Genomic DNA, 12,792 nt, shown 5'->3' on the forward strand with positions numbered 1-12,792 from the left:
GGACGTCGCCAAGCAAAACATACAAAAAAGATCAGCGATTTTCGCTGGTCTTTTTTGTATGTTGTTGATAAATGACTTATTTTGATTGATAAAATGCAAATCTCGTTGATAAATCAATCAATTTCATCGATAAAGTGGAGTTTTCTACTGATAAATGCTCATTGAATAGACTTAACCTAGTGTTTATAGGTAAAACTTAGGTGAGCAACACTTGAAAGAGGTCTCTCAAGCGGGCAAAGTCTGTGCCGACTACGCCGTTCAACCGGCGATACTTTTTCCTGTTTGAGGCTTGTCTTCAAGAGATGCCTCTCCTTGTCGGTATGGTTCGGCCCAAAAACGTTCATACCAAACAAGCTGTTTAAACACCATGAAAATAAGTAATTGGACACCATCTGATGTTTTTTACGCGCAATATTTTGAGTAACGTTCACATCACGATGGATTTCTGTTTTGTAAACAGAACAAATAAACATTCTCCCTTTTACATCGGCATAAAAGACTTGCACTTCCTCAAGTATTTTCCATTCCGTAAAAATCACTTCTACTGTTCGTGCTGTAAGTTCCTTTTCAGCCTCAGAAGAGCCTGCCTGAACAACGACAGGTTGGTCTTGGACAGGACAAGAAATATTTAGAGGTCCATCAACAGAAAACCATTCGCCTTTATGATTGACTGCGTGTATTTTAGGGCCATCCGTAAATTGGGCGAATTCTTTATCGATGACTAGAGCTTCATCCTCCCAGCTATCCCATAGTTTTTGGACGACATCAACGAACTCCTCGGCACGATTATAGTCTTTTCATGAAGGGGATGTTGATCAAAATCAAAATTCCGTGCTTCTGCTTCAGTATTAGATGTGACCACATTCTAAGCTGCTCGGCCGTTGCTTAAATGGTCAAGGGAAGCAAACTTACGCGCGATATGGAAAGGGCAGGTAAAAGGGTGGATGGTTCAAAAAGCATGTTACCGGTTTTTCCTAATACTCTTGCTGCATAACAATCTGTATGTAAGGAGAATTATGTAAAACTTGCCGCGCTCAGCTGTTTGAGCTAATCGGTTAATGACTTGTTCAGCACCTTTTTATGTTGAGCAGGGGATAAAAAAAGCCTTTACTACATACACCGTGAACAGTGTTGTCAGTAAAGGCCTCCAGATGACTGGTGGGCATTTTCTTCCCCTGAAAAAATATAATACCGATTGAATTACTAGAAATATAACAATTCATTCGTCGGGAGTCAATAGTTTTTTTAATATTATGTATTTTCCACCATTAACCTGTTAAAACCTAGTTGACTTATTTGAAATATATGATAATATTTGAACATAAATAATATTTCTTATTTAATATATAACTTATTCAGAGAGATGAAGGGATAGAATACTAGTCCTATGAAGTGAAGCAACCTGTGTATATAAGGTGTGTATTCAGAAAAAGATACACTCAGTTTGAAAGATAAGGTTACAAAACCAGTCTTTCGATCGAGAAAGCTTTTTAGTTTTCTGAATCAAGTTTATTTATGAGAAATATTGAATGATGTTACTTAAACAGAATGGGAACATCATTCAAGCGGATAATTCAATATAAACAATGCTGTCTAGACAACTGGAGGTGTTTTAACAAGGATATTAGGGATATAGGGAGAATTATGTCTTTTTGTTAGAACACCTCTTTCGTTTAAATAAAAAGGACGTGATCAGATGTTAACATATGAAACTTGGCAGGAGCCAACTATCGAATTTGAACTTGATGAAACATATAAGGCGGCGTTGAACGTCTTGAAATGGAGCTATGAACAGTATGGAGAAGAGATTGTCTATGCTTGTAGCTTCGGGATTGAAGGTATTGTTTTAGTAGATTTGATTTCTAAAGTAAAGCCGAATGCGACGATTGTTTTTCTAGATACAGATGTTCACTTTAAAGAAACATACGAAACAATTGAACGTGTGAAGAAGAAGTACCCAAGTTTAAATATCGTTATGAAAAAGCCGAAGTTAACGCTAGAGGAGCAGGCTTCAGAATTTGGCGATAAATTGTGGGAGAGCAATCCTAATCAGTGTTGTCAAATACGGAAGTTAGTTCCCCTGAATGAAGTGTTATCCGACTCTAAGGCTTGGATCTCAGGCTTACGCCGTGAACAGTCTGAAACAAGAAAGCATGTTCAATATATTAATCGCGATGATAGGTTCCAATCGGTGAAAATTTGCCCGCTTATTCACTGGACGTGGAAAGATGTATGGCGCTATGTTCATAAGAATGATTTGCCTTACAATCCTCTTCATGATCAAGGATACCCAAGCATAGGTTGTTCCCATTGCACTGCACCAGCGTTTAATGCAGATGACCTGCGTTCTGGTAGATGGCAAGGGCAAGGGAAAACAGAATGTGGATTACACGGATAAAGGATTCGCTATATGCTTGAATATATAGCAATAGCCATTAGTTTATTTTTTGCAATGAATATTGGAGCCAGCGGGGCTGCAGCCTCGATGGGGGTTGCTTATGGGGCAGGTGCAGTCTCAAAAGCACGCTATGCTTTACTAATTTGTGCGCTTGGTGTTTTTGCAGGAGCAGTATTAGGCGGTGGAGAAGTCGTAAAAACGATTAGCTCCGGGATTGTTCCGCAAGATATAATCAATGTCAAGATTGTCCTCATTATTTTAGTATCTGCTACAAGCTCGTTGTTTTTTGCCAATCTTCTTGGTATTCCTTTATCAACGAGTGAAGTAACGGTTGGCGCCGTTGTAGGGGTTGGGATTGCTTACCAAGTACTGTTTGTTAAATCGCTGTTAGTGATTATGATGTTTTGGGTGCTGGTGCCGATCGTAGCCTTCGGCGCGGCTTGGTTATTTGGTAAATTGCTATATATCGCTCAGCAAAAAGGCTATTTACAAGATCGCCCTTGGTTAACGGTTATTTTAATTCTTGCCGGTTTCCTTGAAGCTTTCTCAGCTGGTATGAACAATGTGGCTAACGCAGTAGGCCCACTTGTAGGTGCAGGGATGATCTCTGTGACAAAAGGAATATGGATTGGCGGGGCATTTGTAGCCATCGGAGCCATTTTCCTTGGAAAAAGGGTTTTGGAAACAAACGGAAAGAAAATTACAAAATTCTCAAAACCAGAGGGGATTTTAATTTCTGGAACAGGTGCAGTTCTAGTTGGTATTAGCTCCATCTTCGGCTTACCTGTCCCGCTTACTCAAGTCACTTCCTCAGCTATTATTGGTCTTGGAGTATCGAAAAATGGTAAAGAGCTTTTTCATAAGCATATTGTAAAGAAAATTGTTAGAATTTGGGTTGTTTCCCCTATATTTTCATTGGCTATTTCTTATTTTTTAGTTAAGCTCTTTTTAGAAAGCGATTTGTATTCCGTTATTGTGCTGCTAAGCGTTATAGTAGGTACATTGGTAGCGATTAGCTTAATGAAAGCAATGCGAGAAGAAGAGCAAGTGATACATGAAGAAGGCGGAGGAATTTAACCTTAAAACCGAGTATAATTATATAATTAGGAGGATAAAAATTATGAGTTTACAACCACATGGAGGAGTATTAATCCAAGCTTATCATCCAGAAACATCTCTTCAAGGAATTGATAGAGAAATAGAAATCGATGCAATTGCTTTAAGTGATCTTGAATTGATTGGAATTGGCGGGTACAGCCCAATTGATGGTTTCTTATCGAAAGCAGATTATGAGAATGTTGTAGAAAATATGCGATTAGCTTCTGGGACAGTTTGGAGCATTCCGGTTACGTTGCCGGTTTCAAAAGAAGTGGCAAGCGAGTTACAAATCGGGGAAAAGGCTAAACTTAGCTATCAAGGCGAAGTATACGGCTTGATTCAAGTAGAAGATATTTATGAGCCAGATAAAGAAAGAGAAGCATTATTAGTGTATGGCACAACAGATTTAGAGCATCCAGGTGTTAAAAAGCTACATGAACGTCCTGAATTATATGTTGGCGGTAAAATCACATTAGTGAAAAGACCGGAAAAAACATTTGCGGAATATACATTTGACCCAATCGAAACAAGAGAAATTTTCAAGGAAAAAGGCTGGAAAACAATTGTTGGTTTCCAAACGAGAAACCCGGTTCATAGAGCACATGAATACATTCAAAAAGCAGCTCTAGAAACAGTTGACGGTTTATTTTTAAATCCTTTAGTGGGTGAAACAAAATCAGATGATATTTCTGCAGCTATTCGAATGGAAAGCTATGAAGTGCTTCTAGCAAACTATTATCCTGAAAATCGTGTTCAATTAGGTGTATTTCCTGCAGCGATGAGATATGCAGGTCCAAGAGAAGCCATTTTCCATGCGCTTGTTCGTAAAAACTACGGTTGTACGCATTTTATCGTAGGTCGTGATCATGCAGGTGTTGGCGATTACTATGGAACATATGATGCTCAGAAGCTATTTGATCAATTTGAGGAACAAGAGCTAGGCATTAAACCAATGAAGTTCGAGCACAGCTTCTATTGCAGTAAATGTGAAGGAATGGCGACAACGAAAACATGTCCGCATGATAGCGCATCACATATTATCCTGTCTGGAACGAAGGTTAGACAAATGCTTCGCAATGGAGAAGTCCCACCAAGTACATTTAGCCGACCTGAAGTCGTTGAAGTATTAATTAACGGGCTTAAACAAGAAGTTCTTTCATAAGGAGTTTGGTTAAACAATCTTTTCAATAAAATGATTGTTCGCTCATTCTAGCTCTGGTTTCATGAAACCAGAGCTACTTTTCAACATAGCTGAAAGTTTTTTGAAATGACATTTTTATACAAAATAATAATTTTTTATAATAGGACCGATAAGGAAGGGGTAATTCAATTGAGTACAAATATCGTTTGGCATGAGGCATCTATTTCTAAGGATGAAAGAAGAAAACAAAATAAGCACCAAAGTTTTATTCTTTGGTTTACAGGATTGTCTGCATCTGGGAAATCATCTGTAGCAAATGCGTTTGCAAGAACATTATTTGAACGAGGAAATCAAGCATTTGTGCTAGATGGTGATAACGTTCGTCATGGCTTAAATAAGGATTTAGGATTTAATGAGGATGATCGTAAAGAAAACATTAGACGAATTGGTGAAGTTTCGAAGCTGTTCGTGGAGAGCGGCCAAATTGTTTTAACGGCATTTATTTCTCCATATCGTGCTGATCGTGATCTTGTTCGGGAATTAGTGGAAGAAAATGAGTTTTTAGAAGTGTACATTAAGTGTTCCGTTGAAGCATGTGAGAAGCGAGATCCGAAAGGGCTTTATAAAAAAGCGCGTAATGAGGAAATTAAAAACTTCACAGGTATTAGTGCACCGTATGAGGAGCCAGAAAATCCTGAAATTGTACTAGATACAGAACATTACACAATTGACGAATGTGTTGAACAATTAACAAATATTTTGACAGAAAAAGGTTTAATATAATAAGAGTGCTCTTTTTAGGGCATCGGTAAAAATAAGGAAATCATCATCAATGAATAAGGGGAACACAAACATGGCGAAAGTATATTTAGTAGGTGCAGGGCCTGGTGATCCAGAATTGATTACGTTAAAAGCAATCAAATGTATACAGCAGGCGGATGTTATTTTATACGATCGCCTTGTCAATAAAGAACTGCTTTCTTATGCGAAAACAGGCGCAGAACTTATTTATTGCGGTAAGCAGCCAGACCATCACGCAATGACACAAGAAACAATTCATCATTTTTTAATTCGCTATGCGAAGAGTGGAAAGATTGTGACGAGATTAAAAGGTGGCGATCCTTTCGTCTTTGGTCGAGGCGGAGAAGAAGCAGAAGAGCTTGTAAAGGAAAATATTCCATTTGAAATTGTCCCGGGAATCACTTCTGGCATCGCTGCTTCCGCTTATGCCGGTATTCCTGTTACGCATAGAGATGTCAGTTCAAGTGTAGCCTTTGTTACGGGTCATCATAAAAATAATAGACAAGAAAATGAAAAGTGGGAAAGTTTAGCTAAGGGAATTGATACATTAGCGATTTATATGGGAGTAAGCAATCTTCCTTATATTCGCGAACAGCTTTTGAAACATGGGAAGAGTGAAGATACCCCAATTGCTCTTGTTCATTGGGGGACAACGGATATTCAAAAAACGGTGACGGGAACGCTTGCGACTATTGTAGATATTGTCCGTGAAGAACAAATTGAAAATCCGAGCATGATTATTATCGGTGAAGTCGTACGCTACAGAGAAAAACTAAAGTGGTTCAAGGAGAATATCCAAACTTTATCACCAATCAGCGAGGCGTTGTAAATGAAACAGGCAGTGCTATATGTATGTCACGGAAGCAGGGTCAAAAAAGCTTGTGAGGAAGCGATTGCCTTTCTCTCCCGTTGTCAAAAACATGTGGAGGCAGAGATTCAAGAAGTATGTTTTCTTGAGCTTGCCTCTCCTTCTATTGAAGAAGGATTTTCATCTTGTGTCCAACAGGGGGCCACACATATAGCTGTCGTACCTCTTTTACTGCTGACAGCGGTACATGCAAAATATGATATTCCACTTGAGCTAGAAAAGGTATCTCAGCAGCATCCTGGGGTTCGAGTGACTTATGGTAAACCGATTGGTGTGCATGAGAAAATGGCTGAAAGTGTAGTGGAAAGAGTGTTGGAACAAAATGAGGAGTATCCGGATTCTTCTGTGATTGTGTTAATTGGAAGAGGAAGTTCAGATCCGGATGTTGTAAAGGATTTAGAATCCATTGGAGAGTTGGTCAAGAAGCACTCTCATATAGAGGATGTTAGAATATGTTATTTGGTAGCAGCAAAACCGAAGTTTGAAGATATGCTTGCCGAACTGACGCTGTTGAAAAATCGGTCTATTTTTCTCATACCTTACTTATTATTTACTGGAGTGCTCATGAAAAAAATTGAGAGTCAAGTACAACTTGCACAAGAAGAGAATAATAATATTAGGTTATGCCGCTATTTAGGATATGATTCGAAAGTAGAGGAAGTATTCACAGAACGAGTACTAGAAGCCATGAGAAATACAGATTCAAGCTATACATTCAATGGACAGTATAAGGGGATTATGGAATAGGTGAAGTGTATCTTTCTTTGGAAAGATACACTTCAAACAACGGTATTTTCGCCTTCTGGAAAAATGTATGTTAAAATAATGCTAATTCTGTATTTGCCATTGGGGGATTAGCGATGGATTCTACTAAAAAAGCAGTGATACTCTCGTTTGCTGAATGGCTGCGTAGTCAAGGTAAATCGGAGAATACAATTAAAACATATACTGGTGTTCTTTCGCAATTTTATGAGTATAGTAAAATGAAAGTAGAGTCAGTAGAGACAGAACATATACAAATGTATCTCGACTTTTTAGAAAATTCCAAGAAAAGTTCAGGCACTATTGAAAAACATTATATGGCATTATCTGTTTTTTATAAATACCTTGGTAAACCGCAGGTAATGCTGTCTGTGGAGCGGAGAGTAAATGAAGCGAAGCAAGAAGCTCCCGATTCTTTAAGTGATGAGGAACAAGCGGCTTTATTAAAAATGGTGGTAGCAGAAGGGAACTTACGCAATATTACGATTGTCTATCTGTTGTTACATACCGGTATTCGTGTTTCAGAATTATGTGATTTAGACTGCGAAGACATTGTGGTAGAAAGTAATAAGTGGTATGTCCAGGTGCGGAATGCGAAGAGAAAGATCGATCGAACAGTACCGCTAACAGATGCAGCTCAAGCGCATTTGAAAAATTATCTCGATTCATTAAAAGAACAAGCAGAGCCTTTATTCATCTCAAGTTATAATCAAAGGATGACACCGCGTTCTGTGCAGTATCTTTTGAAAAAATATAATGTACATCCGCATAAATTACGCCATACATTTTGCCAAAGGTTGATTGATAATGGGGTGGATGTGCTTACCGTTTCAAAATTAGCTGGACATAAAGATTTAAATATGGCAAAGCGCTATGTAAGAGCGAAAGATGATTCGTTTGTCGATGCGATTGACCAAGTGTTTAATCATGATAAGAATGGAAGCTGATTGGTAGCAAGCTCTGTTATAAGATGAAGATATTGAAGACGAAATCTTATTAGGTTTTGTCTTTTTTTGTACTCGGCTATGTCATATGATACTGTGGCTTGTTGATTCACTTCGTGTGAGCCTACGGTTTAGCATAGCCTTGTACTTAAGAAAGTATACAATCAGAAGAGGATGAATACATCTTAAATGGGAGCAGGGGGGAGAGCTCTCTCCCCCCTGCTAGCCTAAAATGTATTTTGAGTTTGTTATTCTTTTACTCCAATCACCCGAATTCGTTTATAATCTGCTACCCATTGACCGTCTATATATAAACGTTCTTTTAGATGTTGTTCGACCTTCGTTATGATTATTTCTCTTGTTTCCTTTGTTACCCCTTCAAACATTGTGCCGCCAAACATTTCAATCCAATTTCTTAATCCATTCTCGCCGTCCAAAGGAGTTGGTCGGTCAATATACTGCGCAAAGGTAACTCTAAATCCAATCTCCTCCATTAACGCTGAGTATTCACCGATGCTTGGATAATACCATGGAAACTTCTCAACTTGTTCTGTCATTCCTAAGCTTGCGAATTGCTTCATGATTTCATTTGTAATCATTTGTACATTACCTTTTCCACCAAATTCCGCCACAAATCTTCCACCTTGTTTTAAGCTATGGAAAATACAATGAAGCGCAGCACTCGGCTCTTTTATCCAGTGAAGGACAGCGTTAGAAAATACCGCATCAAATTCGTTCTGGTAGCTTAAGTTTTTGGCATCTTGTACGCTAAAGTTAATATGCGGATATTTCTCTTTCGCTTGTTGAATCATGTTAGGAGATTGGTCCACCCCTATAATCTCGCATTCTGATTTTGATAGTTTGTTAGCTAAGTCGCCTGTACCACAGCCAAGATCTAGAATTCTTTCTCCTTTTTGGGGAGCTAATAATTCGACTAAATGATTCCCGTACTGAGATATGAAGGCATGTTTAATATCGTATAGATTGGCATTCCAATGATCGTTTGTTGCTTGCATTTTTCCCATTCTCACCCGCTCCTATCATGAAATAGTTGTGTTAATGGAATTATACTTGATGTGATATATAATAAAAATTAACAAAAAAGCAAAAAATTAATAACGAAATGTTATTATAATAGGGAGTCGTTATGGATATTAAATGGATTAAAACGTTTATAATAGCCGCACAGTATGAAAACTTTCGCCAAGCGTCAGAAGAATTGTTTGTAACGCAGCCTGCAATTACAAAACATATAAAAAGATTAGAAGAACAGTTAAATAGTCAGTTGTTTGAAAGGGTCGGCAAACATGTTGCGTTAACAGCGGCAGGGCATCATTTTCTTCCGTATGCAAGGGAGATTCTTGCTGAATATGAAAAAGGATTAGACGAATTCGAAGCGTGGAAACAAGGCTATAAACGTAAATTAAGTATTGCAACAGCGCCGCAAATTGCCTCATCGGTATTGCCTTCCTTATTACGCAGTTTTATGGATCAGTATCCTGATATAGAAGTGTTAATCAACGTATTGAAATCGTATGAAATCGGTGAAGAAGTCAGTACAGGAAGAGCAGATATAGGATTAACAAGAGTTAAACCTATACAAACGAATATTCAGTGCCAGATGATTCATGAAGAACCGGTTATATTAGTGGGCCCTAATGATGTAAGTTTGGATGAAAAGGCGGGATTACATACGTATCGGTTAATTACGCATAATCATCCTGACTATTGGAATGACCTGTTACATGATATTAAGCAATTTTATCCAAATGTTCGAACAATGGCAGTTAATCAGGTAGAAATCACAAAGAAATTTATCGAACAAGGACTTGGTATTTCCTACTTGCCTCGTTCGATGGTGAAGGAAGAAATAAGTATGGGTAAATTGCTAGAAGTAAAAAGTAATCAAATTAGTCCGCCTGCATCAGCCACATATATATTAACAAAAGTAGAAACAAACGAAGTTGCGGCCTTTAGTCAGTTTTTGAGAGAAGAGATTGTGAATTTTTAAATCGTCTTAATCCCAAAAATTAAAGAGGAGGTCTCCGATTTTCTTTGGTTTCCAATAAGCAACTTGTTGAAGTTCGGCATCATTTAATGAGTGTTCAGTATTAAGTGAAAAAGGTTTACTTAAATCTTCTTTACTGTAAACGGTATAATAAGGGCTAAATCCTTGCGAAAGAATAAATTCATTAGTGAATATGATATAAGAATCTTTAACCTCTGCAGCAAAGGCGATGATAGGATAGTGAGCATTGAGGAGGATATAAATAAGTCGATTGAAAACCTTCACTTGAACTTTATAAAAGTTAGTAGCCCCCAGCTGTGTGTGAAAGGATAAAACCGTTCCATTATGATGGAGGAGGACTGAATAACAAATAGCTTTAAATCGTTTTTCCTCGACGCTTGGCGGGGGAACCTCTTTTACGTTATAGAAACCGGTTATGCCATATGGAAGTTTCATTGAATCACCTTTTTTCTGTTTTTCTCTTATTTTGATTTAATTTTTTATGTTTTTAAAACCCGCTTAATTTGACTGACATGACTGAATAACAATAAGGGATAAGAAAAAGTCCGATTGATGTTGAAATCGGACTTTTATTCAATAGAATGACTTATTTTTCAGAAACTATAACACTTTTTCAAGATTGACTCGGCCGGAGAAGAAGACGGCACCGTTCCCCATATCAGCAAGTCGATCTGGAGTAAGGGTATTGATGTGCTGCTTCTTATCAGAGGTGTTCTGCCATAATCCTTGGCTGACAAGGACGCCAGCTAGGACATTATCACCGGGAGCCGCTTTTAAGATGCATTCACCGCGCTCGTTCCAGATACGGACCATATCGTCGGTATCGATTCCTAGTTTAAGAGCATCTGCTATGTTCATATGCAGTTTTGGTTCTTTTTCCATTGAGATATGTTTATCGTTATTGGAAAAAGTAGAGTTCAAGAAATTATGATTTGGCGCCGGTATGAATAAAAAGGGCAGATCAGAGTCTTTAACAATGGGCGTATACGTTGGCAGTGGTTCGTATCCATGCTGTTTCATCTGTTCAGAATAGAGTTCAATTTTGCCGCTAGGTGTTCGCAGCTTACCTGGGAAGAGCGAGCGCATCTTAGCTTTAACAAACTGATTTTCTGAAAGAGATTCATAGGTAATTCCCTCTAGATAAGGGTTATCAGGAAAATCTAATGCCTGACGAATCATATCTTCCTCTGAATCTTGAAAAGCTGCTTCCTCAAAGCCCATGTTAGCGGCTAACAGTTTGAATAGCTCGACATTGGATTTTGACTCACCGTATGTTTCAATTACTGGTTTTTGTAATTGTACGTAATTATGCCAGTATGAAGTATAGAAGTCTTCCGTTTCATAAGACGAAGCAGCTGGCAGGACTAGGTCGGCATACATGGCTGTTTCGGTTAAAAATAAATCATGGACAACTGTAAATAAATCTTCGCGCATCAACCCTTGCTGAACCTTATTCGCATTGGGAGCCACAAGGACCGGATTGGAATTGTAGACAAATAAAGAGTGAATAGGTTTTTCTTTTGCTAAAAGGGCCTGTCCAATTTGATTCATATTAACGACACGTGTTTTCTTATTTTGTAATAAGTCAGGCCGCTGCAGGGCATTCGTGTTAAATGCCAGATAACCGGAGTTTCCTTTCGTAGCACCGCCGCCCTTTACGACCCATTGACCGGTAAGAGCAGGGAGACAGGCAATCGTTCGTACAGCCATTCCGCCGTTATCATGATGCTGCAAGCCGTTACCAATTCGAATGAATGATGGAGTGGTGCTGCCGTACATACGAGCTAATGTATAAAGGTCATCAATGGAAACACCGGTAATGGCTGAGACAGTATCCGGGTCATATTGGCGGACATGTTCGCGTAGTTCCGCAGAGCCCACCGTATATTCATCCAGAAAGGACTGATTGATTAGATTCTCAGCATATAAAATATGCATGAGGCCCAGGGCAAGGGCGCTATCTGTACCAGGCAGAATTGGGATAAACCAGTCGGCCCATTTTCCAGTCTGATTTTTATGCACATCAATAACCACAACTTTTGCGCCGTTTTTTCTAGCCTGCTGGGCAATTGTCACTTGATGCATATTTGTACTTACAGCATTGATTCCCCACATGATAAAAAGCTTTGTCTCAATAGTTTCTTCGGGGTCAACGCCAAAAGAACCTCCCATCGTATAGCTGTAGCCAGTTGCACCAGCTGCGTTACAAATGGAGCGCTCAAGCCTGCTAGCGCCGAGTTTGTGAAAGAAGCGCCGATCCATTCCTTCCGCACTAAGATTTCCCATATTTCCATAAAAACTGTAGGGCAGAATGCTTTCGGGCCCATGTTGATTAATCAAGGTTTTCCATTTGGAAGTGATAGTATCAATAGCTTCTTCCCAACCGATTGGAACGAATTTTCCTTCTCCTTTCGCACCAATCCGCTTTAGTGGTTGTGATAGACGCTTGGAATCATATATGCGAGCTGTCATGTTCCGAACTTTATTACAAATATTCCCTTTAGTAACCGGATGGGTAGAGTCCCCCTCGACTTTAATGATTTTCCCGTCTTTCTTATGAAGCAGCAGACCACATTGATCGGGACAATCAAGCGAACAAACTGAGGGGAAGACCCCATCTAGTTGATTGATATAGGATTGCAGGGTGTACCTCTCCCTTCATATAAAGTGAAACCTCCATCAGTGGGGGTTTTTCTTCATCCCCCACTGATGGTTAGTCACGTTCTACGGTCACTAAGATTTCAAGCTTCG

The 12,792-nt window shown here is 38.9% G+C and carries 11 protein-coding genes and 1 pseudogene; 8 read left to right on the top strand and 4 right to left on the bottom strand.

From position 1 onward, the window contains the following. Positions 1-470 precede the first annotated feature (470 nt). A pseudogene (locus V7068_RS10655) lies at positions 471-928 on the bottom strand (LLM class flavin-dependent oxidoreductase); the annotation flags it as partial. A 768-nt stretch (positions 929-1,696) separates the two neighbouring features. On the opposite strand from V7068_RS10655, the gene V7068_RS10660 reads away from it, so the two are divergent. From V7068_RS10660 to V7068_RS10690, 7 genes are all read left to right on the top strand, one after another. Further along, entirely contained in the window at positions 1,697-2,398 is a 702-nt protein-coding gene (locus V7068_RS10660; RefSeq protein WP_499712709.1) for a phosphoadenylyl-sulfate reductase, read from the top strand. A gap of 12 nt (positions 2,399-2,410) precedes the next feature. Then, complete coding sequence (gene cysP, locus V7068_RS10665) at positions 2,411-3,475, top strand: sulfate permease (RefSeq protein ID WP_499712710.1); 1,065 nt, start codon at positions 2,411-2,413, stop codon at positions 3,473-3,475. 43 nt (positions 3,476-3,518) lie between these two features. After that, a complete protein-coding gene (sat, locus tag V7068_RS10670; RefSeq protein ID WP_499712711.1) occupies positions 3,519-4,658 on the top strand; it encodes a sulfate adenylyltransferase in 1,140 nt (379 codons plus the stop codon). 168 nt (positions 4,659-4,826) lie between these two features. Continuing rightward, positions 4,827-5,420, top strand: a complete 594-nt coding sequence (gene cysC, locus V7068_RS10675; RefSeq protein ID WP_375351495.1) for an adenylyl-sulfate kinase — start codon at positions 4,827-4,829, stop codon at positions 5,418-5,420. A 70-nt stretch (positions 5,421-5,490) separates the two neighbouring features. Next, the gene (gene cobA / locus V7068_RS10680) at positions 5,491-6,267 is read left to right on the top strand and encodes a uroporphyrinogen-III C-methyltransferase (RefSeq protein ID WP_499712713.1); all 777 of its coding nucleotides are present in this window, start codon (positions 5,491-5,493) and stop codon (positions 6,265-6,267) included. Then, on the top strand, positions 6,268-7,053 hold the full coding sequence (locus V7068_RS10685; protein ID WP_499712715.1) for a sirohydrochlorin chelatase: 786 nt from the start codon (positions 6,268-6,270) through the stop codon (positions 7,051-7,053). Between the two features lie 113 nt (positions 7,054-7,166). After that, positions 7,167-8,015, top strand: a complete 849-nt coding sequence (locus tag V7068_RS10690) for a tyrosine-type recombinase/integrase (protein ID WP_499712716.1) — start codon at positions 7,167-7,169, stop codon at positions 8,013-8,015. 245 nt (positions 8,016-8,260) lie between these two features. Here the strand turns inward: V7068_RS10690 and V7068_RS10695 are convergent, their stop codons facing one another. After that, positions 8,261-9,037 carry a class I SAM-dependent methyltransferase gene (locus V7068_RS10695; protein WP_499712717.1) on the bottom strand — a complete coding sequence of 259 codons (777 nt, stop codon included), beginning with the start codon at positions 9,035-9,037 and terminating at the stop codon, positions 8,261-8,263. 122 nt (positions 9,038-9,159) lie between these two features. On the opposite strand from V7068_RS10695, the gene V7068_RS10700 reads away from it, so the two are divergent. Then, positions 9,160-10,023 carry a LysR family transcriptional regulator gene (locus V7068_RS10700; RefSeq protein WP_499712718.1) on the top strand — a complete coding sequence of 288 codons (864 nt, stop codon included), beginning with the start codon at positions 9,160-9,162 and terminating at the stop codon, positions 10,021-10,023. 6 nt (positions 10,024-10,029) lie between these two features. Here the strand turns inward: V7068_RS10700 and V7068_RS10705 are convergent, their stop codons facing one another. Further along, positions 10,030-10,476 (bottom strand): hypothetical protein, encoded by a 447-nt coding sequence (locus V7068_RS10705; protein ID WP_499712720.1) that lies wholly within the window; start codon positions 10,474-10,476, stop codon positions 10,030-10,032. A gap of 165 nt (positions 10,477-10,641) precedes the next feature. Then, positions 10,642-12,684 carry a molybdopterin oxidoreductase family protein gene (locus tag V7068_RS10710; protein WP_499712721.1) on the bottom strand — a complete coding sequence of 681 codons (2,043 nt, stop codon included), beginning with the start codon at positions 12,682-12,684 and terminating at the stop codon, positions 10,642-10,644. Between the last annotated feature and the right edge of the window lie 108 nt (positions 12,685-12,792).

The organism is Bacillus sp. JJ634 (assembly GCF_036962285.1).
Classification (GTDB): domain Bacteria; phylum Bacillota; class Bacilli; order Bacillales; family DSM-1321; genus Peribacillus; species Peribacillus asahii_A.